Origin of the sequence: Pseudomonas sp. 31 R 17 (genome assembly GCF_900004915.1) — a bacterium.
GTDB classification, from domain to species: domain Bacteria; phylum Pseudomonadota; class Gammaproteobacteria; order Pseudomonadales; family Pseudomonadaceae; genus Aquipseudomonas; species Aquipseudomonas orientalis_A.
Map to the genome: position 1 here is coordinate 282,986 of NZ_CVTN01000065.1, position 20,791 is coordinate 303,776.

Below are 20,791 nucleotides of genomic sequence, written 5' to 3' on the forward strand. Positions count from 1 at the left end.
GATTCAAGCCTGCGTTCGGCCAGCGTGGTTTAACGGGGCGCCTAGGATCAAAAGCAGATCAAGAGCAAGAGCGGCTCGCTTCGCATCGTGGTTACGGTTGGGCGCTACAGCGTTGTGCTAGACAGCCGGCGGCTGAAGCGCAGTGGCCCTGCGCTGATCCAGTTGCTTGTTGAAGTCCAGCCACGCGGCAAACGCAATCATCATCGCGGCCCCCACCAGCGCGGTGAATACCTGCATGGCGAAGGTATCGCCGGTCAGCGCGTTGACCATGTCCGCCAACGGCGCCAGGACCACGCCCAGGCAAAATACTTCCAGGGAGTAGCGGCCCATTCGCGCCAGTTGCCGTGCCAGCCACTGTTGCGTCCAGCCGACACCGGGGAGCAATTTCGCGGTGACATAGGCCAGCGCCAGGAAGTGCAGCAAGCGCACGGGTGACAGGTCGGTCTTGCTGATGGGGTACAGCCATTCGCCGAGCAGGCGCGGCATCCACGCATCGTGCACGTCGGGCCAGCGCCACGACAGGGTGATCACGCACGCCGTCACCACATAAGCCGCCGCCGCGATGAACAACGGTTGACGCAGCAGCGGGCGCTGTTCAACCGGGCGCGCCGCACGCAAGGCCGCTGCGCCGCCAAGGATAAACAGGCATTGCCAGGTGATCGGGTTGAAATACCACACCCCGCCGTTGCTGGCCGGCAGGTTCCAGCCCTGCCAGGGCGCCAGCAGGTAGACCGTCACAGAAATGGCCACTGCCACCCTCGGCACACGCAACAGCAAGGGCAGCGTGAGGGGCAGGCTGAGAATCAGCACGATATACAGCGGCAACGGGTCGGTCAGGTTGGGTTTGAAGCGCAGCAGCAACTCATCGACCAGGGCCTGCTGGGTATTGTTGAGGAAATACTCCAGGCCCATCTCCTGCACCAGGTCACGGGTTTCGATATGGCTGTTGGCGAAAATCACGATGCCCATCAACAGCGCCAGCAGAAAAATATGCACCACGTAGAGCGTCCACACCCGGCGCAGGATTTTCAGGCAGGCAATGAAGTAGCCATCGCGCTGCAGGATCTTGCCGTACGCCAGCACCGCCGCGTAGCCGGCCAGGAAGACGAAGATTTCGGCGGCGTCACTGAACCCGAAGTTCTGCACGGTGACATGGGCCAGGGGGTTGTGGGGCACGTGATCCCAGAATATGAAGATCAACGCCAGGCCCCGAAAAAAATCGATGCGCGGGTCGCGTCCGTTCAGCATGGCTGCGGGCTCTTGAACAAGTTGTTGAATATAGATTAACGAGCGCGGGCGTTTTCGTATGCGCGCGTCGGGCGGGCGCAGGTTGGCGGTATTTGTAGGCAATTGCAAAGGCTGGGTATTACCGAATGTCTCGATGGCCTGCCCGGCATCCGGGCAGGCATTCACTGGATGAATCAGGCAGCGGCCACCTCATGCGGCTCAAAGCTGTCCGCCCGCGCCATCTGCCACATCCGCGAATAGAACTCGCCGTTCACCTCGCCGGTGAGCAACTCGCCCGGCTTGAGGAACACATGCAACTGCGAGAACAATTTGATCTCGGTTGCCGACATGCGGCGCACCAAGTGCTTGGCCGACAGCTGCGACGGATGATCAAGCCCGGCGGCGGCGAGCATTTCCGCCAGGGCATGGAGGGTGTTGCGGTGGAAGTTGAATACCCGCTGGGCCTTGTCCGGCACCACCAGCGCCCGTTGGCGCAGCGGGTCTTGGGTCGCCACGCCGGTCGGGCATTTGTTGGTGTGACAGGACTGCGACTGGATGCAGCCGATGGCGAACATGAAGCCGCGCGCCGAATTGGCCCAGTCGGCGCCGATGGCCAGCACACTGGCGATGTCGAAGGCACTGACGATCTTGCCGCTGGCGCCGAGCTTGATCTTGTCGCGCAGGTTCAGGCCCACCAGCGTGTTGTGCACGAACAGCAGGCCCTCGCGCAGCGGCACGCCAATGTGGTCGGTGAACTCCACGGGTGCGGCGCCGGTACCGCCTTCCTTGCCGTCGACCACGATGAAGTCCGGCAGGATGCCGGTTTCGAGCATGGCCTTGGCAATGCCCATGAATTCCCACGGGTGGCCCAGGCAGAACTTGAAACCCACCGGTTTGCCGCCGGACAGCTCACGCAGTTGGGCGATGAAGTGCATCAGCTCGATGGGCGTGGAAAATGCACTGTGGCGCGACGGTGAAATACAGTCTTCGCCCATCAGGATGCCACGGGTGTCGGCGATTTCCCGGGTGACTTTGTGCTTGGGCAAAATCCCGCCATGACCGGGCTTGGCGCCCTGACTCATCTTGATTTCGATCATGCGTACTTGCGGGTCCTGCGCTTGCACGGCGAAGCGTTGCGGGTCGAAACGGCCGTCGCTGGTGCGACAGCCGAAGTAGCCGCTGCCCAGTTCCCACGTCAGGTCGCCGCCGTTTTCGCGGTGGTAGGGGCTGATGCTGCCTTCGCCGGTGTCATGGGCGAAATTGCCCAGTTTGGCGCCCTGGTTCAGCGCCCGGATCGCATTGGCACTGAGCGAGCCGAAGCTCATCGCCGAAATATTGAACACCGACGCCGAGTACGGCTGTGTGCACTGCGGGCCACCGACCATCACGCGAAAGGCGCTGGGGTCGCTCAACGGTGCGGGCCGCATGGAGTGGCCGATGAACTCGAAGCCGGCCTGATACACATCGATCAAGGTGCCGAAAGGTTTGTCGGCGGTTTCGTTCTTGGCGCGCGAATACACCAGCGAACGCTGGGCCCGGGAGAAGGGCAGGGCATCGCTGTCGGATTCGAGCAGGTACTGGCGAATTTCCGGGCGGATGGCTTCCACCAGATAACGAATGTTGCCCAGGATCGGGTAGTTGCGGCGCACGGCGTGGGGACTTTGCAGCAGGTCGAAAATGCCGATCAGGCTGAGGAGCCCGGTGACCAGCGTGACGGGCCACAGCCATTCGTGTTGGATAAAGGGCAGGCTGGCCAGGGTGAATATGACGCATGCGGCAAAGAACGCGTAACGGCTTAGTAACGACAGGCTCATACGGTTTTTTCCTTGGTTCGGACTCTTCAGGTCGATCCGGCATTCTGCGCCCGTATCCAAACACGCGACAAGGATTGAAGGCCCTGTCGCGGCAGGCGCACGCCATGGAACCTTTGGCTGAAAGGTAGCCACTATCGGTGCAGGACGCCCGCTTTCCCCTGCCTCTGGAGTCATCACTCATGCCGATCTCGTCTGCTGTTTCCGGCCATTTCCCTATCAATCAAGGCCTGCCCCAACAGCCTGTCGCTCAGCTCGGGCAGCGGACCGCGCCCACTCGGCACGAGGCTTACCATGTGAACCGCGACGGCACTCAACCGGGAAAATTTCAGCGGTTCGCCGCCGAGGCCGGCAAGAACCTGTGGTTTATCCCTGGCATGAGTAACGTGTTGCTGGGCATTGCAAAGGCCAAGTCCAATGGCGAGAGCGCTGTCAGTGGCGCACTGGCCGGGTTCAACAAGACCTGTACAGATGGCTTTGACCAGGCGCTGGTCGGCGCGGCCACTGGGGACTACAAGGCCGTCGCCAGAGGCTACTTCGATGCGGTGAGAAAGAACGAGGCCACGCCGGGCGCCGTCAAAACCGGCTTGCACGAGGTGTCGGATGCCGTGGGCCTGGCTACCGCGTTGCGCGCCAGAAAGTCGTGACAACGGTTTTATCGGCCACTGCGCGACGCTCCTCAAAGGCCGCTCTGGTTCCCAAAGCGGCTTTTTTTGACTGTTTTCCCAAACCGCTCGTCGCCGTATATCCGTGTCAGTTGAATATTCGAGAAAGCCATGTAAAGTCATTCATTAACGAATAACGTTAAGCATTAAGCGATGATAAGAAGCTTCAAATGCGCTGATACACGAACCCTTTTTGAAACCGGCCGAACCCGGCGTTGGTCTGCCATCGTTTCTGTGGCGGAACGAAAGTTGAGCATGCTTAATGCGGCAGTTGACCTCGCCGATTTGCGGTCACCGCCAGGAAACAGGTTGGAACAGTTGTATGGTGACAGAGAAGGGCAGCACAGTATCCGCATCAATGGTCAGTTCCGGGTCTGTTTCGTTTGGGGGCCTCATGGTCCGGAAAACGTTGAAATTGTGGATTACCACTGAGGTGAATCATGTTTAAGAATGGCATGCGTCCCGTACATCCTGGAGAAATTCTCAAGGAAGAATACTTGGAGCCGCTGGGCCTGACTGCGGCAGCGCTCGCGAGGGCGCTGCACGTATCCGCGCCCACGGTGAATGACATCGTATTGATGCGTCGCAGTATCAGCGCAGATGTCGCGTTGCGTTTGGCGGCTGCACTGGAAACATCCGCGCAGTACTGGCTGAACTTGCAGACCGCCTATGATTTGCGTACTGCGGAAATTGCCAAGGGCGCTCAGATCTGCAAGGAAGTCGAGAAAGTTGCGCATTGCGCATGATGCGATAGCCGTGTCAGTTCAAGACCGGTGAGCAATCCGGTTTTTTTGGCGGCGTGCCCTACGCCGCCGTCTGCCGGATCGGCAGCACCACGCGAAACGTTGTTCCCTTGCCCAGCTCACTGCTGACCGAGATATTCCCCCGGTGTTTCTTGACGATGCCGTAGGACAGTGACAGCCCCAGCCCGGTGCCTTCGCCCACCGGCTTGGTGGTGAAGAACGGGTCGAAAATCTTCTGTACGGTGTCGGCGGCAATGCCGCAGCCGTTGTCCGTCACTTGCAGCCAGACCGTGTCGCCGTCCACGCCGTTGCTGATGGTGATGGTACCGCGCTCCGGCCCCATGGCCTGGGCGGCGTTGATCACCAGGTTCATTACCACCTGGTTGAGCTGCGAGGCCAGGCATTCAATGTCCGGCAGTGGCGTGTAGTGCTTGATCACATCGGCCTTGTACTTGAGTTCGCTGGCGACGATGTTCAGCGTCGAGTCGATGCCGTATTGCAGGTTGGCGAACTGCCAGGTCTGGTCGTTATCCACCCGCGAGAAGTTTTTCAGGTCCTTGACGATCTGTACCACGCGGCCAATGCCATCCTTGGACTCACGGATCAGCAGCGGAATGTCCTCCTTGAGAAAATCCAGTTCCAGCTCTGCGCGCAATGCCTCGAGCCGGTCGCGCGGGTCCTGTTGCGGGATCAACGCTTCGCTGTGTCGATAAGCTTCGAGCATCTGTTGCAGTTGGTTGAAGTAGCGCTCGAGGGTGCTGAGGTTGGATGAAATGAAGCCCATCGGGTTGTTGATCTCATGGGCGACGCCAGCGGCGAGTTGCCCCAATGAGGCGAGCTTTTCGGACTGCACCAGTTGGCTTTCCAGGTGCTTGCGCTCGTTGATTTCCAGTTGCAACGCCTGGGTGCGTTGCTCCACCAATTGCTCCAGGGTTTCGTTGGCCGACTGCAAGGCACGGTTGACGCGGTTGATCTCGGCGAAACTGCGCTGCAGGCGCACGGCCAGGTAAAGCAACAGCACCACCAGTAACGTCGAGAACACTAAAAGGTAGCGATGGTACCGATGTTCGACGAGGTCGGCGGCCTGCTGGTCCTGATTGAGGTGGGTGGTCAGCGCGTCGAGGCGCTCGGCCACAGGCACGGCGGCAATCCGCTCGAGCAGGCTGTTGACCACCGGCTGTTCGCGCAGGATCAGCGAAATATGGTTGCTGAGGATATCCACCGGCGCCTGGAACTCACTGGGCAGGCTTTGTTTGTTGATCGCCAGTTTGCCCAGGCCCACCAGGATATCGGCGGCGCGCTCGTCGCTGGTGACCTGGGCGAATTCCAGGCTGCTGAGCAGCAGGTCGTAGGTGTCGGTGGCCACGTCCTGCAGCTGCAGCCGGCGTTCATTGTCAATGCTGTTGAATTGGGCCTGGATGTCATCTTCGGCGGTTGGCAGAAACGCCAGTGAGTTGCGCAGCACGGCGTTGTGGGTTTTGAACTGGTCCACCAGCCGGGCTTTTTCCTGGATGGCCGCCTGATAGGCCGCCTGGCCGGCTTGCCAGCCCGACAGGTCGGTAGCACCGTGGTCGGTAGCGCGGCTCTCAAGTTCCGCCCAGAGGCGGTTCATCTCCGTCAGCGGCATGACCAGGGGGTCGTAGTCGTGAGTGATTGCGATACGGGCCTTGAGCACTTCGCTGTCCCATTGCGCATTGAGCTGCTGGAGCTGGCGGATCAGGTCCCGCGACTGGGTATAGATGGCGGTTTGGTCGCGGGACGACTTGAGGTACAAAAACACCAGGGTGGAGGCGAGGAACAGCGTCATCAGGCCCAGCAATAGTTGGCTGGCGCGGCGGCGATACAGGCGGGTCAGGCGTTTCATAACGGCTTGCCCGCCCGTTCGCCGGTCAGGGTCTTGAGAAATCGGATAATCAGGTCCTTGTCTTCGTGGGTCGGATTACGCCCCAGTTGGTACTTGAACATCACATCGACCGCTTCTTCCAGCGTGCTGGCCGACGCGTCGTGAAAATACGGTGCGGTAACGGCCACATTGCGCAGGCTGGGCACCTTGAACACGTAACGGTCGTCTTCGTCCCGGGTCAGCAGGTAACGTCCGAGGTCGGACTCCAACGGATTACCGCGCGCCTTGAAGTAGTCGCCCATCACACCGAATTTCTGGAACATGTTGCCGCCGATATTCACGCCCTGGTGGCAGGCGATGCAGCCGTAGTCCTTGAAGCGCTGGTAGCCGTACTTTTCCTGAGTGGTCAATATCCCGGTGTTGCCTTGCAGGTACTGATCGAATCGCGAATTGGGCGTCAGCAAGGTGCGCTCGTAAGTCGCCAGTGCGTTTTGCACATTGGCGGCGCTGACGCCGTCGGGGTACGCCTGCCTGAATGCGCGCTGGTAGGCGGGCAGGGCAGAGAGGTTGCGCACCACGGTCTGCCAATCGCTGCCCATTTCCACCGGGCTGGTCACGACCTGTTCGACCTGGGCCTGCAGCGTGTCTACCCGACCATCCCAGAACTGCTTGAAGTTCAGGCTGGCGTTGAACACCGAAGGGGTGTTGAGCGCCACCGGTTTGCCGTCAACGCCGAGGGAGAACGGTTTGTCGTCGGCACCGCCGGCTTCCAGCCGGTGGCAGCTTGCACAGGACAACCGGTTGTTGGCCGACAGGCGCGGCTCGTTGAACAACTGGCGACCCAGCTCCACCCTGGCCGGGTCCAGCACCGGTGCCGTCGGCAAAGGCTTGAGCGCCTCGTTCAGCGGTGCGGCCGCCAGCGGCGCGGCGATGCCCAGGCACCACGCGAAAACAAAGCCGGGGAAAGCGATTGAAACGTTGCTCAAGCGAGCACTCCTTGCGGCCCGGGGCCTGGTGATTGGCGTCGGTAGCGTGCTGCCCACTGTCGTCCATGCTGGCGACTTGCCCTGACCACAGCATAGCCGAGCTCGCTTGATATCGACGGTGAGTTGGCGTCAAATCAACAACGTTTTCGCGCGCTCGGCCTGGACAGGCCCGGCACACCGGTTCCATCGAGCTTAATTTGATTTAATTTGAAGGCAGAGTCGCCATGGATGAACCACTCGCTACCAAGCCTGCCGTTTTGCTGGTCGACGATGAAGAGTCGATCCTCAACAGCCTGCGCCGCCTGTTGCGCAGCCAGCCCTATGACGTCGTGCTGGCCACCGGCGGTGCCCAGGCGCTGGAGATCATGGCGACCCGGCCCATCGACCTCGTGATGAGCGATGCGCGCATGCCCGGTATGGACGGGGCCACACTGTTGGCCGAGGTCCACCGTCTGTACCCGGGCACCCGCCGCATTCTGCTCACCGGTTATGCCGACTTGAGCACCATCGTCAAGGCGATCAACGACGGCCAGATTCACCGCTACATCAGCAAGCCCTGGAATGACGAAGAGTTGCAGTTGATCCTGCAGCAAACCCTCGAACACCAGCGGCTCGAGCGTCTCACCCATGCGCAGAACGACCAGCTCAAGGCGCTCAACGCCACGCTGGAAAAACGCGTGACGGCGCGCACCGCCGAGTTGCAACAGACCGCCGACATGCTCGACCTGGCCTACGACGAGCTCAAGCGCAGCTACGTGACCGGTACCGAAGTGTTTTCCCTGCTGGCCAACCTGCGCTTGCCTAAGGACAAGCAGACCAACCGCGCGTTGATCGAATTGGTCCGCGTGTACTGCACCACCCAATCCATCAATGAAGCCGACACGCGCGACCTGACCATGGCCGCCGCGCTGTACAACATCGGCAAGTTGAGCTGGAACGACAGCATGATGGTTGCGCCCTCGGACAGGCTGCACAGCACCGACCGCGAGCTGTATCGCGAATACCCGACCCAGAGCGAGTCGTTGCTGATGACCCTGGAGCCGATGAAGGACGCGGCGCGCATCATTCGGCATCACCAGGAGCGTTGGGACGGCTCGGGGTTCCCCGACCACCTCAAGGGCGACGCGATCCCGCCGGGTTCGCGGCTGTTGAAGTTGGCCGTGGACTTCATCGAGCTGCAAAAGGGCCTGATCCTGGAGCGGCACCTGAACAGCGACGAAGCGCTGCTGTATATCCGCAAGTACGCCGGGCGCCTGTATGACCCGCAATTGGTCGAGGATTTTGTCCAGGCCTGCGCCACCTTTCTCAGCGATGTGACACTGGGTGATCCCACGGTCAAAGTCCTTACCACCCGCGAGCTGGAGGACGGTATGGTGCTGGCGCGCAACCTCAATGCCGACAATGGCATGTTATTGCTCAACGCCGGCAAGGTGCTGAACCTGCCGCTGGTGGACAAACTGATCGCATTCGAGGCGATGGAGGGGGCAAAATACAGCGTATTTATCAAGCAACCTGACGAGATAACCCTTCCTGCATGAGCCACTCAACCATTCGCATCGCCGCCGCCGTCCTGATCGATAAAGAGGGCCAAACGTTGCTGGTGCGCAAGCGCGGCACGTTGGCCTTCATGCAACCGGGCGGCAAGATCGACCCTGGCGAGCAAGCCGTGGAGGCGCTCGCCCGTGAGCTGCATGAAGAACTGAACCTGCACATCGACCCGGCACAAGCGCTGTACCTCGGCCAGTTCTCTGCGCCCGCCGCCAACGAACCGGGCTTCACCGTGCAGGCCGAGCTGTTCCAGTTGCACATCGACGTGGCGGTCACCCCGGCCGCTGAAATTGAAGAAATACGCTGGATCGATCCCGCGGGCGACGGTGGTCTGCACCTGGCGCCTCTGACGCGCGATTTGATCCTGCCGTTCTATCGCGACTCGCTGGCTGGCGCGTGATGATTCGCCCGCTGGACGCCGACGATGCGCAAGCCTATCGCGCGTTGATGCTTGAGGCTTACGGCGCTTATCCCCAGGCGTTCACCTCCAGCGTTGCCGAGCGCGCAGCGATGCCGTTGAGCTGGTGGGAAAAACGCCTCGACAGCCCGCTGGATCGGCTGCTCGGCGCCTTCGAGGGCGATCAACTGGCGGGTATTGTCGGGTTGGCATTCGAGCCTCGGGAAAAGGCGCGGCACAAAGTGACCCTGTTCGGCATGTACGTGACCCAGGCTTATCAGCAAAGAGGCCTGGGCCGGCAACTGGTAGAGGCGGCGCTGGTGGAAGCCCGCCGGCATCCACGCCTGAAATTGATCCAACTGACGGTGACTGCCGGCAACGAGGCAGCGCTTGCGCTTTACCAGCGCTGCGGGTTCATCCAGTACGGCCTGGAGCCGCTGGCGGTGCGGGTGGGGGATGAGTATTTCGACAAGATCCACCTGTGGCGCGAATTGACCGATCACTGATACCCACTGTAGGAGCGAGCTTGCTCGCGAAAAACCTCAACGATAGCGCGTGCTTCCTGATTGAACGCGGTGCCTGTGAGTTTTTCGCGAGCAAGCTCGCTCCTACAACATCAGGGCAAGCCCCACCTGTTTGCCGGCGGCGCTCAGCGCACTGCACTGACCCCATCCAGGGTGGAAAACGACGTGTCCTTGGCCGTCAGCAAAAAGTCGCGCATGTACGGCGCATCCAGCATGTCTTCCCGAATCCCCGCATACAGCGTGGCGAACAAACCTTTCTCGCCCAGCCGCTTGGCCTTCACATACCCACGTGAGCTGTATTCATGCAGCGCCCAGTGCGGCATGCCGCACACGCCACGGCCGCTGGCCACCAATTGCATCATCATCACGGTCAACTCCGAGGTGCGCACCTGGGCGGGCTCGACGTCGGCCGGTTCCAGGAAGCGCGTGAAGATGTCCAGGCGGTCACGTTCCACCGGGTAGGTGATCAGGGTTTCAGTCAGCAGGTCTTCGGGCACGATGTACGCCTTGTTTGCCAGCGCGTGCTGATTGGCCACGGCGAGCATGGCTTCGTAGGTGAACAGCGGCACATAGGAGATACCCGGCAGTTCCAGCGGGTCGGAGGTCACCACCAGGTCCAGGTCGCCACGCGCCAGTGCCGGCAATGGCGCGAAGGCAAAGCCGGAGGCGAGGTCCAGCTCGACCTCAGGCCAGGCATCGCGGAACTGGTCGATGGTCGGCATCAACCACTGGAAGCAGCTGTGGCATTCGATGGCCATGTGCAGGCGCCCTGCCGTACCGCCAGCCAGCCGCGCGATGTCGCGTTCGGCGCCGCGCAGCAAGGGCAGGGTGGCGTCCGCCAGTTGCAGCAGGCGCAGGCCGGCGCTGGTGAAGCGCACGGGCTTGGTCTTGCGCGCGAACAACTGCATGCCCAGGCGCTCTTCCAGCTCCTTGAATTGGTGGGACAGCGCGGACTGGGTCAGGTGCAGACGCTCGGCGGCCTCCACCAGGCTGTCGGCTTCGCGCAACGCGTGCAGGGTCTTGAGGTGGCGGATTTCGAGCACGGTGGTCTCCATGAATTAAATTTATGCGCAATGATAAGACATTGAGCCGTATTCATGTTGGCCCTCGCGCCATTCGGTTCACCCCAGTGGTTGGAAGTGCGCGCGTGCAAAGGGCTTGTCGATATTGCCGCGCCAGATGGCTGTGTCCGCAAAGGTCGCTCCGGCCCCCGTCCTGGCGGCTTGCCATTTCATGCCCAGGTACTGTTGATCGTGGCGCTTCAAATGTGCCTTGGAGAAACCGTCGAAAGGTGAATGCGGCGCGTCATAGTGAAAATGCGCGTACCAGATCGGTTTGTCGGCCGGCCCCTGTTTGCCGGTGTCGTACACCTCATACTCCTGCAGATAGTCATCTTGCCCATCCGGGCGTTTATCCCTGAGCTTCTGGCGGGGGCCTTTCTTGCGAATCACCACCCGGCCCTTGCCGATCAGGTAATCCAGGTAGCCTTCGGTGGGGGTTTTGCTTTCCAGGCTGCGCTGGATCCTCAGGCCTTCCCCGGCCTGCTCAAGTGCGCTGGCGCGGGTACGCAGTTGTTCGATAATCGGGTGCTCGGCGTCCAGGCGTTGCACATTGTTGGCGCGGGACCTGAGCTCTTTGGCTTCGGTGACCAGCCTGTGCTCGAGGTTGACCGGCTCCATGGTCTTGTAGCTTCGAACATGGTTTTCGAAGGTGTCCGCTGCCCTCAAGCGCGCCTGGGCATTTGCGACGACGCTGTTGATGTCGCTCGGCAGCGGCAGCGGGGCGCTTACCGGGCGGCTCTGGAGCGTGTTTAGGCGATAGGTGTTGCCATCGCCTATCTTGTCCCAGACTTCAACGGGTGCGCCGTCTGCGTCGCTGATGATGAACTGCCTGGGGGACTGTTGCCCCGCCGGTTTTTCGGTGCCGATCAATAATTGCCCGTCTTCGGTTTCGAAGACGGCGTGCGTGGCGGTCGGCTTTGGTTCGGAGACGGGTTTTTTGATTGCACGTTGAGCTTTTCGGATCAGGCGTTCAAGGTCGTCTTGCAGGCGCGTGAGAAAGCTTTTGTCGAAATGGTTCGGCGAGCTTGCGTTCCAGGCGCTCAGGTCACGGGACAGTTCTTCGTAGACGTTAATGCAGTTGTGCAATACCCGGTTGCGTTCTACCCGGCTGATATTGGTCTCGTTGAGGGTCATGTGCGTGGTCAGCGCACGGTCGAACTTGCTCCTGGATTGATGCACGGCGACCTCCTGGAACAGCCAGTCAATGGTCATCGTGTCCGTGCGCAGAGTGAGCGCCTGCATGAGATTACTGCTTCTCATGCTGGCCAGGCGCAGGTCGGTAAAACGGTGTTTCCAGGCATTCAAGTAGGAGGAGATCTCCGTGCGTGTGTGTCTGGCGGTGATGTGCTTGACCCACTGGCCCATGTCTTTCATCGAGCGCTCTATCGTGTCCAGCTCGTCCAGCAAGTCCAGGCGACACTGTCTGATTTCACGGGCCAGTGCTTGACGTAAGCCAGGGGTGTGAGATGAGTCGTTCAGTTGGCCGGTGATCTCGATTGTCCGGTCAATAAGAACGCTGGCCCGGTCTTTCGCATTTTGGATCAGATGATTCAAGCGATCCGCGACGATGTGCGCTGTTCTGTTCAGTTCCTCGGCATAGTCGAGGTCGCGAATATGCACGTGCTGTTGCTTGGCCGTTTCGAACGACGCATGCATTTTCTTGCCGTTATCAATGTCCCTGTTCAGCGCGATGTCCAGGTTTTTACTGTCCGCCAGCTTTTGCGGCGCGACGGTGGACTGGTCCGGATAGTCAGTGGTGAATTTCTTGAGGTGGTGGGTGGTCGTGGTGACCTGGCCATAAAAGTCACGCGCCTGGTTTAGCAGTGACTGGCCGAGGCCGAGGCGCTGCATGTTGACCTCAAGCGCCGCCGCAGGCAGTTGCCGGGCGACAGCCGCCGGGACGTTCGCCTGTGCCCGCGACGCGCCACCTCTTGTCCGCCGGCTGCCGCCGCCATAACCGGTGAGGTGGCCGCCATGCAGGGCCCCATAGGTATCCCATTGCAGGGCCTGATCCAGGGCAATGGCCGGGGCGTAATACTTGCCTTGGGCAACCAATCGCATTTCGTGGGTGGTGGCGTCGAACCTGACCTTGAAAGGGCGGCCTTCACTCAGAATGTAATGTTCGCCTGAGGTATGGCGCAGCGTGTGGCGATAGGGCCCGGTCTGCACGGGTTGCAGGCTGCCGGCCTCAAGGATGCCGGGGTGTTCATAGCCGGCAAAGCGTTGTCGGGCAGTCGCGCCCTGGCGTGATTTCATGGCGCGCCAGACGCTGAGGCCGACGCCCTGTTTAAGTTGGTGGGCGGCATTCAGTTGCCGCGCCGCGCTGCCACGCGCGTTGGGTACAGCGGCAATCGCCAGCGCATCCATGGCCGCATACACCAGGCATTCGAATACCGAAGCCAATTGATCGATGCCATGCGCGGTGTCACCGCGCCTGAATGCAGCCACGGCTTGATACAGGCTGGTGGTGGCGTCTGCCAGGGACACTGCCGTGCCGATAAAGGGGATGAACGACAGGGCGATTTTGATGCCGTTGAATACCTTGCCACTCTGGAGCGCGTATTTTTCATGGGCCAGGTCGTCGTTGGAGCGCGCCTCCTTTCGATGGGCCTCCAGCAGACGGCCCATGTGGGCGTCCAACTGGTGGGTGGCCAGAGTGGTGGTGGTTGGCCAGGGAAAACCTGCCTGAATCATCGCGTCGTAGCCTTTGACGGTGGCGTGGTCGATGCGCTGGACGTGTGCCCGCACATCGCCCTGGACCGCACGTCCCGCCACGTATTGCACCATGGTGTCGAGCCGGCACAGTTCGAACAGGGCAATGCGCGCCTGCTCAAGGCTGGCATAACTGCGCAGGTAGCGTTCGTCAGGTGCGTCGGGCAGGTAAAGCAAGGTGTTGCCCGAGTTTTGTTCTTCGATGAAGGTGATGCCCGACAGCGTGATCTGGCTTTGCTGGCGTGTATCCGCGCCGCCGGCACTGAGGTGGGCCGGTAGCAGGCGGATGCGTTTGCCGTCTGCGTTCCAGGCGGCCTGGGTGTCGGCATCGATGGCGGTCTGGAGCAGTTGCAGTGCGTCGGCGCTGATGTGGTTCTGCATGCGCGCCAACAGGCCTTGTATGTTGAGCATCAGGCGCCACGGCTCCACCAGGCATTCGCGGCGGTAGCGCTTTTGATGGATGGATTCCCCCGGGGCACCCTTGAAGGCTTCGAGGATACGGGCTTCGTATTGTTTGGCCAGGTCGAGGTCGGTGACCAGATTCGCCAGATAGCGCTTTGTGACGCCTGCCCTTAAGGTGTCACCTTCGTCGACGGCGTCGGCTGTCACTTCGACGCTCACGAACCCCAGGCGCAGGCTCAGATCGGCATCGAGGTTGCGTAGCGCCAGATCGTCCACGGATACCTTGCTGCGCTTGGCACTGGGCACGTCAATGATTTTGACCGCAGTGCCCGGCGCGGAGCCGGCGATGGTGTCGCGTCGCTGCTCCACCGAGTCGGGCATCTCCAGTTGGAGCGTAAAGCCTTTCTGGATGGCGAAATCCTTGCGTATACGCGCGTCGATCTTGCGCCTCACGAACACGTCGCGCGGTGGCAGGGAGCGCTCCAGCAGCGCTTGCGCACGTTTCAACGCAGGTACGTAGGCGCGCAGGAGCGTTTTGAGGGCCTCGCGTTTTTCGACGGTTTGGGCGCCCAGCCATGACGGTAGTTGTTCGGCCAGCAGGCGAGCATTGTGCTGCTCGATGAGCAACAGGTACGCCGCCTCGCGCGCCGAGTTATCGGGTATCAACAGGCCCGGCAGCGTTTGCGCACGCAGCTTTTCAAGCGCTGCGGCACGTTGTGAGGCGTGTTCATCGCCTGGCCAGGCCTGACGTATGCGCGCGGCCTGGTCTTCAAAGGCAAGCTGTTGGCTGCTGAGGCTATGGTCGAACGGGTTCCGGGTGAGCGTGGTGAACTGCAGGGCCAGTTGCTTATCCTGGGGTTGTATGCCGAATACGCTTTCTTCAAGGGCCTGGCGCGAATCGAAGCGCTGCAAGCCGCCGTCGCTGCCGGGCCAATAAATGAAATGCACGCCGTCATGGGGCCCTGGCGTCGATTCGTCCCGGGGTGGGAGCCACACCAGTGGCCCATTGAGTTCGGTACGGGTTGGCGTTGAATGGTCGGCTTGAGTGACCGACAGTGTCAGCGCGACGACGTCAGGCGCGGGGGAGGCCAGAGCGCTTTCGATCAGGTGCAGTTCGTCTTCACTGATCTGCGCCAGGGTGCGCTGGATGCGCGCCTCGATCCGCAAACCTTGCAAACGAGCCTGGTACAGCGCTGTGTAGTGCCTGTTGAGCGCGTCGAGATCCAGCGGTGCTCGATTGAGCATGGCGCGCGCCGCCGTTTCAGCGGCGTGCTGTTGCACCCTGAGGGCGTCCAATTGTTGCTTGAATGACTGCCAGCGCTCACTCGTTGGCGTGTCATTGCCCAGCAGGTTTTCCAGCGCATGACGGTGGTGTTGCATTAAAGCCTTGCGCTGGTGGCTATCGACACCGTTGTGCAGCAGGCCGAATTGAGGGAGGTGTGCAGTGATCAGGGGGTCGGCAGCCGATTCCGGCGGTGCGGGCATCGCGGCAAACAGCGATCGGGTTTTACGCTGGGCATCAAGCCCGTCGACGTGTTGGAGGGCCAGGAATGCGTCGTGCAGCGGCACGTTCGCTAGCGGGCGGATAGCGTCCTGGTACTGTTCCTCGGTCAACTGCTTCAACCAGAGAGTGATGCCCATTTCCAGCGGGTTGCTGTTGACCTTGTATTCGACCCTTGCCAAAGGATCGACCTCGGTGCTGCCGAACAGCGCTTGCTGGCGGTCGAGTACCGAGCGCTCCATGGCCCCACGGCTGCTGAATGCCTGCCATGCCGGCACCTGTGTCGGCAGGTACAGCAATTGGCTGACCGGCGGTTCTGTATCCAGGCTCAATACCCAGGCGCCGGGCAGGGCGATGGCGTGGGCGCCGTGGGGTTTGAGAAAAACGTGCTCGGTGTAGCGTGTTGGCGCCTGCGCCGTGGCCGGCCCTGGATAGAGCAGCGAGAACACGGGGTCCAGGACTTCGGTGTGGACCTGCCCCTCGGCGAGCGCGCGCTCGGCGCTGGCTTCGATGTGAATTCGGTACAGCTCTATGACCCGCTTGTAGCAAGTGACCGGCGAATGAGGCGCGCGCTGCGTACGCCAGTAGCGCAGCCACTGGTCATCCAGGCTTTGCTCAAGGTCGAGGACTTTCAGTTCATCGAGCAGCATGGCGACGGTGTACTGCGCCAATGCATGGGCCGGTGGCAGGTCGACCACGCTGGCCTGCGGCACGTGCGTGGTGTCCAATGCCGGGTGTTGTTGCATGTAGAGGCAAGCATCGGTCAGGGCTATCCGGCTACGCCCCCGTTGCTCGGTGGCGGGGAACACCAGGGTCACGCGTTCACCGTCCAGTTGAAGCTGCTCGTGGAGCATCAGGTTGATCGTGCTACGCAGCGTTGGAATACCGGCCATCAGGGTGAGCAGCTCGGACCGGCAATCCTGCAGGCGTTGCGTGGCGTCCGAAAACAGAGGCGCGTCGATGGTCGGTTGCAATAATGGGTGTGTCGCTGCAGGCAGGACAATGGAAGCAAGCATGGGACTGATTCGCTCTAGAAGACCAAAGCCCTATTAGAGGTCGACGCGCCGACCGGTCGGCTGCATATAGCTATCGACTGACCGCTGGGCACTCTTCATCAAACTGTCATCGAACTGTGGCAGCGCGCTTGAACAAAGTTCATCAGACTCGCGCTCTACTGGGGTTCTGCGTTTCGGTGTTTTTCATGCGTGTGTTGCTTTTACTGGCCGCTCTGTTGTTCGGCCTGCCGTCTTTTGCGGCTTCTCGATGTGATGTCAATGTCCCGACCCAAACGGTCGACCTGGCTCAGGTGAGCATCGCCTACCAGAGTATCGGGCGTGCGTCCGACCCTGCTTTGCTGCTGGTAATGGGCCTGGGTGGGCAGTTGATCCATTGGCCGGATGAAGTGGTGGTCGCCCTGTGCGAGCAGGGTTTCCGGGTGATCCGCTATGACAATCGCGATGTGGGCCTGTCAACCTGGCGCCAGACCCCGGCCAGTGCCAACCTGACCTTCGAAGTGCTGCGCTACAAGCTCGGCCTGCCGGTGGCGGCACCCTACACGCTGACCGACATGGCTGACGACGCCCTGGGCTTGATGGATGCGTTGCAGATTCGGCAATTCCACGTGCTGGGTGCAAGCATGGGCGGCATGATCGCCCAGCACCTGGCGGCGATGGCGCCGCAACGGGTGGAGAGCCTGACGCTGATCATGACCAGCTCCGGCGCCGAGGGCCTGCCCGCCCCGAATGCGGCGCTGGTGCAGTTGTTGTCGCGGCGCAGCGCGCCCAATCGCGAAGTCGCCCTGGAGCAGCAAGCCGACCTGCTCGCTGCGCTGGGCAGCCCGACGGTGAAGGATGACCGCCAGGCCTTGCTGCATCAGGCGGCGCTGGCCTATGACCGCGCGTTCAACCCTGAAGGCGTGAAGCGCCAGATCATGGCGATCCTCGCCGAACCGAGCCGCGTGCCGCTGCTCAACCAGTTGCGCGTACCGACCCTGGTGGTGCACGGCACCGCCGACCCGCTGTTGCCGGTGATGCATGGCGTTCATCTGGCCGCGCATATCCAGGGCAGCCAGCTGAAATTGATTCCGGGCCTGGCCCATCGTTTTCAGGAAGCATTCAAGGCGCCGTTGCTGGCGGCGGTGCTGCCTTACCTGCAGGCCCACCGCGACGATGCGGCGCACTGGGCGCGGGTTGACGTGGAGGCGCGTTCGAAGCTGCTGTAGAGGTGGTGTATCGTGTCGCTTTGCGCCGCATTAACGCCAGCGAGGTTGCCTACCATGAGTACTCCCCTGAAAATCGATTTCATCAGCGACGTATCCTGCCCCTGGTGCATCATCGGCCTGCGCGGCCTGACCGAGGCACTCGATCAGCTTGGCGCCGAGGTGCAGGCCGAGATTCATTTCCAGCCGTTCGAGCTGAACCCGAAGATGCCCCCTGAAGGGCAGAACATCGTCGAGCACATCAGCGAGAAATACGGCTCCAGCGCCGAAGAGTCCCAGGCCAACCGCGCGCGCATCCGCGACATGGGCGCCGAGTTGGGCTTTGCCTTTCGTACCGACGGCCAAAGCCGCATCTACAACACCTTCGACGCGCACCGCCTGTTGCATTGGGCCGGGCTGGAAGGTTTGCAGTACAACCTCAAGGAAGCGCTGTTCAAGGCCTACTTCACCGACGGCCAGGACCCTTCCGACCACAAAACCCTGGCGATCATCGCCCAAAGCGTTGGCCTGGACGCCCAGCGCACCGCTGAAATTCTTGCCTCTGACGAATATGCCGCCGAGGTGCGTGAGCAGGAGAAATTGTGGTTGACCCGCGGCGTGACCTCGGTGCCGACCATCGTGTTCAACGACCAGTACGCGGTCAGCGGTGGCCAGCCGGCCGAAGCCTTTGTTGGCGCTATTCGTCAGATCATCACTGAGTCCAAAAACTAGAGCCGGACACCGATCAAAATGTGGGAGGGGGCTTGCCCCCGATAAGCATAGGTATCCACACAACTCAGCAGCGCCCAACGCTAACCACGATGCGCAGCGAGCCGCTCTTGATCTTGATCTGCTTTTGATCTCAGGCGCCCCGTTAAACCACGCTGGCCGAACGCAGGCTTGAATCCGTGGGTAACCCGGCAGGACGCCGGGTTAGCCGCACTGGGCCATGGATGGCCCATTGCGGCGGCCCACGGATTCAAGCCTTCGTTCGGGCACACCGAGCCCAGGCGAGGTGCCGAGTGGTGGGGCAAGAGCGTTTTGCTTACTTTTGCGCTTTTCAAAAGTGAGCCGCCGTAAGGGCGGAACCCTAAGCAGCCGTGACCGCAGAAACGGATATGTACCCGGTCCAATCCAGCATCCTGGTCGGCCCAGAGGCCGCCATCGGGGGCAAGCCCCCTCCCACAGTTGGACCTCGGAGCGTCAGGTAGACACGCGTTGGCTGTGCGGCCGTGACGGGAGCAAGCCCCCTCCCACATTTGGATCTGTGCAGATTTGAATATTTCGCTGGCCCGCCCCTTGCATTGACCCCCTAAAGCCCATCCGGCCTGCGGCTGGGCGCTGCCATTAGGGGTGAAACATTACCTTGAACATTCTTGACCTCGACCACAGCCTCACCGGTCAGGCGCCGATTGCCCGGCGGTTGGCCAGCGGCCGGGCGACGCGCCTCGACCTGCTGGACCTGGGCCCGAAACTGCGCCTGTGGTCCACGGAAAAAACCTGGAAGCGCTTTGTCGAGCGCCTGGCCCAACGGCCACGGCCCAGCAATGCACGCCCGGAAATCCTGTTCGTCGGCTCCGGCGACTACCACCACCTCACGCCGGCGTTCCTGGCCGACCTGAAGGAGCCCGTCAGCCTTATCCACTTCGACAACCACCCCGACTGGGTGCGCTTTGCGCCCAAGCGTCACTGTGGATCGTGGGTCAACCGCGCGCTGAAAATGCCGGCGATCAAACGCATCGTCACCCTGGGGCCTTGCAGTGACGACCTGCATAACCCGCAACTGCGCGGCGGTAACCTTGGCGCCCTCAAGCGCGGGCAATTGCAGCTGTTTCCCTGGCAGCACCCGCCGTCGCAGGTGTGGGGCCGGATCGGCGATGGCGCCGGGCACCAACAGCAGGAAAACCACCTGCACTGGCGCAACCTGGCGGAGCTGGATTGGGCGGCCTTCCTCAAGGAGATGATCGCCAGCCTGCCCACCGAAGCAATCTGGATCACCATCGACAAAGACGTACTGGCCAGCGAAGACGCCGCCACCAATTGGGACCAGGGTGGCATGCGCCTGAGCCACTTGCTCCAGGCCCTGCGGGCGTTGGCGGCGCATAAACGCATCCTTGGCATCGACGTGTGCGGCGAGTTTGCGGCGCCGGCCTTCAGCAACGCTTTCAAGCGCTGGGAGGCCAAGTCCGACCAGCCGCCGCCGGAGCGTTGGAGCGCGCAGGATTTGCAGCGCAATGCGGCGACCAATGAAGCCTTGATCGACCTGTTTGAGGAGCTGTTCCCGTGACCCTGACCGTGGTGCTGTTGCTGGCGTTTTCCATTGTTCTCGATGTGATTGGCCAGTTGTGTTTCAAGCTGGGCGTGGACCGTTTACCGCAACTCGAGGGCGGTTTTCGCCTGCGCGCGTTCTGGGGCCAGGTGTTCAATGCGCCGCTGCTCTGGGCCGGCGTCGGGGCCTACGTGATCGAGTTTTTCGTCTGGCTCGAAGCCTTGTCCCGCGCGCCGTTGAGCCTGCTGTTTCCGCTGGCGGCGTTGGCCTATTGCCTGGTGGTGCTGGCGGGCAGGGTCGTGCTCAAGGAAACCGTCAGCCGACGGCGTTGGCTGGGCACGCTGGTGATTACTTTCGGTGTGATGTTGGTGGCGATTGCGGGAGGCCAGGCATGAGTACGCAAACCCTCGATACGGGCTGGCTGCATGGGCGTCTTGGCACGTTGGTGCTGTGGGCGCTGTTGATCGCCACTGAAAGTGCCGGGCAACTGTTTACCAAGGTGGCCGGTGATCAATTGGGCCAGATGGATTTCAACTGGCAGTGGCTGACGCAGGTGGCGCGCAACCCCGGGATTCTGGCGGCGATTGCCAGTTATCTCGGCGCTTTTTTTGTGTGGATGCTGATCCTGCGGCGCAGCAGTTTGTCTTTGGCCTTTCCGCTGAGTTCGCTGGTGTTTGTGGCGGTGTTGCTGGGGTCCTGGCTGGGGCTGGGGGAGCACATCAGCGTCTTGCACTGGGTGGGTGTGGCGGTGATTGTGGCGGGGATTGCGCTGTTGGCGGAGGGAGAAGAGAACTGACCGTCCAGCTCGGTTGAACATGTGGGAGGGGGCTTGCCCCCGATGGCGGTGGGTCAGTCGCAGATGCACTCACTGACACTCCCTCATCGGGGGCAAGCCCCCTCCCACA

At 61.5% G+C, this 20,791-nt stretch carries 17 protein-coding genes; 11 read left to right on the forward strand and 6 right to left on the reverse strand.

The annotated features are described in order from the left end of the window. Positions 1 to 117: 117 nt before the first annotated feature. Together BFP89_RS13465 and BFP89_RS13470 are read right to left on the reverse strand one after the other, a co-directional pair. Complete coding sequence (locus BFP89_RS13465) at positions 118 to 1,248, reverse strand: OpgC family protein (protein ID WP_065885964.1); 1,131 nt, start codon at positions 1,246 to 1,248, stop codon at positions 118 to 120. Positions 1,249 to 1,421: 173 nt separating this feature from the next. Then, positions 1,422 to 3,041, reverse strand: coding sequence for an FMN-binding glutamate synthase family protein (locus BFP89_RS13470; RefSeq protein ID WP_065885965.1), 1,620 nt, complete (start codon positions 3,039 to 3,041; stop codon positions 1,422 to 1,424). Between the two features lie 179 nt (positions 3,042 to 3,220). Here BFP89_RS13470 and BFP89_RS13475 point away from each other — a divergent pair, with 179 nt between their 5' ends. The 3 genes from BFP89_RS13475 to BFP89_RS13480 all read left to right on the forward strand — a co-directional run bounded on the left by BFP89_RS13475 (position 3,221) and on the right by BFP89_RS13480 (position 4,449). Then, entirely contained in the window at positions 3,221 to 3,685 is a 465-nt protein-coding gene (locus tag BFP89_RS13475) for a hypothetical protein (RefSeq protein WP_065885966.1), read from the forward strand. 171 nt (positions 3,686 to 3,856) lie between these two features. Then, a complete protein-coding gene (locus BFP89_RS27470) occupies positions 3,857 to 4,135 on the forward strand; it encodes a type II toxin-antitoxin system RelE/ParE family toxin (protein WP_083208056.1) in 279 nt (92 codons plus the stop codon). A gap of 8 nt (positions 4,136 to 4,143) precedes the next feature. Beyond that, positions 4,144 to 4,449 (forward strand): HigA family addiction module antitoxin, encoded by a 306-nt coding sequence (locus BFP89_RS13480; protein ID WP_065885967.1) that lies wholly within the window; start codon positions 4,144 to 4,146, stop codon positions 4,447 to 4,449. A gap of 58 nt (positions 4,450 to 4,507) precedes the next feature. Here the strand turns inward: BFP89_RS13480 and BFP89_RS13485 are convergent, their stop codons facing one another. Both BFP89_RS13485 and BFP89_RS13490 read right to left on the reverse strand, forming a co-directional pair. Then, positions 4,508 to 6,310, reverse strand: coding sequence for a DAHL domain-containing protein (locus BFP89_RS13485; RefSeq protein WP_083208057.1), 1,803 nt, complete (start codon positions 6,308 to 6,310; stop codon positions 4,508 to 4,510). After that, a complete protein-coding gene (locus BFP89_RS13490) occupies positions 6,307 to 7,275 on the reverse strand; it encodes a cytochrome-c peroxidase (protein WP_065885968.1) in 969 nt (322 codons plus the stop codon). Before BFP89_RS13490 ends, BFP89_RS13485 begins: the two co-directional genes overlap by 4 nt. 224 nt (positions 7,276 to 7,499) lie before the next feature. On the opposite strand from BFP89_RS13490, the gene BFP89_RS13495 reads away from it, so the two are divergent. Genes BFP89_RS13495 through BFP89_RS13505 form a run of 3 tightly spaced genes read left to right on the forward strand, consistent with a single transcriptional unit; the run spans position 7,500 to position 9,726 of the window. Beyond that, positions 7,500 to 8,813: an HD domain-containing phosphohydrolase gene (locus tag BFP89_RS13495; protein ID WP_065885969.1), complete on the forward strand. Its 1,314-nt coding sequence runs from the start codon at positions 7,500 to 7,502 to the stop codon at positions 8,811 to 8,813. Next, positions 8,810 to 9,223, forward strand: a complete 414-nt coding sequence (locus BFP89_RS13500) for an NUDIX hydrolase (RefSeq protein ID WP_065885970.1) — start codon at positions 8,810 to 8,812, stop codon at positions 9,221 to 9,223. The genes BFP89_RS13495 and BFP89_RS13500 overlap by 4 nt, the downstream gene beginning before the upstream one ends. Next, a complete protein-coding gene (locus tag BFP89_RS13505) occupies positions 9,220 to 9,726 on the forward strand; it encodes a GNAT family N-acetyltransferase (RefSeq protein WP_065885971.1) in 507 nt (168 codons plus the stop codon). The genes BFP89_RS13500 and BFP89_RS13505 overlap by 4 nt, the downstream gene beginning before the upstream one ends. A 143-nt stretch (positions 9,727 to 9,869) precedes the next feature. Here the strand turns inward: BFP89_RS13505 and metR are convergent, their stop codons facing one another. Next, the gene (gene metR / locus BFP89_RS13510) at positions 9,870 to 10,787 is read right to left on the reverse strand and encodes a transcriptional regulator MetR (RefSeq protein WP_065886448.1); all 918 of its coding nucleotides are present in this window, start codon (positions 10,785 to 10,787) and stop codon (positions 9,870 to 9,872) included. Positions 10,788 to 10,865: 78 nt separating this feature from the next. Beyond that, the gene (locus BFP89_RS13515; RefSeq protein WP_256097351.1) at positions 10,866 to 16,436 is read right to left on the reverse strand and encodes a dermonecrotic toxin domain-containing protein; all 5,571 of its coding nucleotides are present in this window, start codon (positions 16,434 to 16,436) and stop codon (positions 10,866 to 10,868) included. 185 nt (positions 16,437 to 16,621) lie between these two features. On the opposite strand from BFP89_RS13515, the gene BFP89_RS13520 reads away from it, so the two are divergent. The 5 genes from BFP89_RS13520 (at position 16,622) to BFP89_RS13540 (ending at position 20,682) form a co-directional block, all read left to right on the forward strand. Then, positions 16,622 to 17,641, forward strand: a complete 1,020-nt coding sequence (locus tag BFP89_RS13520; RefSeq protein WP_065885972.1) for an alpha/beta fold hydrolase — start codon at positions 16,622 to 16,624, stop codon at positions 17,639 to 17,641. A 54-nt stretch (positions 17,642 to 17,695) separates the two neighbouring features. Further along, the gene (locus tag BFP89_RS13525) at positions 17,696 to 18,349 is read left to right on the forward strand and encodes a DsbA family oxidoreductase (protein WP_065885973.1); all 654 of its coding nucleotides are present in this window, start codon (positions 17,696 to 17,698) and stop codon (positions 18,347 to 18,349) included. A 634-nt stretch (positions 18,350 to 18,983) separates the two neighbouring features. Then, positions 18,984 to 19,904, forward strand: coding sequence for an arginase (locus BFP89_RS13530; protein ID WP_065885974.1), 921 nt, complete (start codon positions 18,984 to 18,986; stop codon positions 19,902 to 19,904). After that, positions 19,901 to 20,281 (forward strand): EamA family transporter, encoded by a 381-nt coding sequence (locus tag BFP89_RS13535; RefSeq protein WP_065885975.1) that lies wholly within the window; start codon positions 19,901 to 19,903, stop codon positions 20,279 to 20,281. Before BFP89_RS13530 ends, BFP89_RS13535 begins: the two co-directional genes overlap by 4 nt. Further along, on the forward strand, positions 20,278 to 20,682 hold the full coding sequence (locus BFP89_RS13540; protein ID WP_065885976.1) for an EamA family transporter: 405 nt from the start codon (positions 20,278 to 20,280) through the stop codon (positions 20,680 to 20,682). The genes BFP89_RS13535 and BFP89_RS13540 overlap by 4 nt, the downstream gene beginning before the upstream one ends. The last annotated feature ends 109 nt before the right edge of the window (positions 20,683 to 20,791 follow it).

Coding starts and splice junctions, on each gene's coding strand:
- BFP89_RS13485 (WP_083208057.1), bottom strand. CDS start 6,310: ATGAAACGCCTGACCCGCCTGTATCGCCGCCGCGCCAGCCAACTATTG.
- BFP89_RS13495 (WP_065885969.1), top strand. CDS start 7,500: ATGGATGAACCACTCGCTACCAAGCCTGCCGTTTTGCTGGTCGACGAT.
- BFP89_RS13500 (WP_065885970.1), top strand. CDS start 8,810: ATGAGCCACTCAACCATTCGCATCGCCGCCGCCGTCCTGATCGATAAA.
- BFP89_RS13515 (WP_256097351.1), bottom strand. CDS start 16,436: ATGCTTGCTTCCATTGTCCTGCCTGCAGCGACACACCCATTATTGCAA.
- BFP89_RS13475 (WP_065885966.1), top strand. CDS start 3,221: ATGCCGATCTCGTCTGCTGTTTCCGGCCATTTCCCTATCAATCAAGGC.
- BFP89_RS13480 (WP_065885967.1), top strand. CDS start 4,144: ATGTTTAAGAATGGCATGCGTCCCGTACATCCTGGAGAAATTCTCAAG.
- BFP89_RS13525 (WP_065885973.1), top strand. CDS start 17,696: ATGAGTACTCCCCTGAAAATCGATTTCATCAGCGACGTATCCTGCCCC.
- BFP89_RS13465 (WP_065885964.1), bottom strand. CDS start 1,248: ATGCTGAACGGACGCGACCCGCGCATCGATTTTTTTCGGGGCCTGGCG.
- BFP89_RS13520 (WP_065885972.1), top strand. CDS start 16,622: ATGCGTGTGTTGCTTTTACTGGCCGCTCTGTTGTTCGGCCTGCCGTCT.
- BFP89_RS13470 (WP_065885965.1), bottom strand. CDS start 3,041: ATGAGCCTGTCGTTACTAAGCCGTTACGCGTTCTTTGCCGCATGCGTC.
- BFP89_RS13540 (WP_065885976.1), top strand. CDS start 20,278: ATGAGTACGCAAACCCTCGATACGGGCTGGCTGCATGGGCGTCTTGGC.
- BFP89_RS27470 (WP_083208056.1), top strand. CDS start 3,857: ATGATAAGAAGCTTCAAATGCGCTGATACACGAACCCTTTTTGAAACC.